Annotated in this window: 1 pseudogene; it reads right to left on the bottom strand. The window is 40.2% G+C overall.

What is annotated here, in order from left to right:
* Positions 1 to 503, bottom strand: a pseudogene (locus E3E37_RS10880) (MCM2/3/5 family DNA replication licensing factor); the annotation flags it as partial.

Raw genomic sequence — 503 nt, 5'->3', positions numbered from 1 at the left:
AAATGGATGAGTTGGAGTAACCTTTATCTCTCTCCCAGTTGCTGTTTTGATTTTAAACATCCTTTCAGGAGCATTCCTTTTCCATGCCACATCTGCTTTAACTTTCTCCACTTTGAGCGTCTTAGAATTGAGTGCATAAAGTTCCAAGTTTATTGAGGCATAGACACCATCATTAACCCTGCCCAACTTTCCTTTTTCTTCGGCGTTCTTTATTGCTTCTTCTACAATCTCCCCAATCTTCTTTATCTTTCCATCTCCAAGAACAACTTGGGTATGATAATCGACACACTTAGCCACTCCAGGATCTCCCACGAGCAAAACATGGCTTTCTCCTCTCAATCTTGTCCCATCAGGAAGCTGTCTCGTTGTTCCACCAAATAAAGCAAGCGCTATACCCAACTTTTCTTTTTTCATTCCATATATTGCAGGTGCAATAGAATCAACTATAACATCCACAACGTCTTTTCTCTTTGCAAGTTCCTTAATCTTTTGTTCATCCTCTG

Origin of the sequence: Thermococcus sp. ES12, assembly GCF_012027515.1 — an archaeon.
Taxonomy (GTDB): Archaea; Methanobacteriota_B; Thermococci; order Thermococcales; family Thermococcaceae; genus Thermococcus; species Thermococcus barossii.
This window is presented reverse-complemented; position numbering and strand designations above follow the sequence as displayed.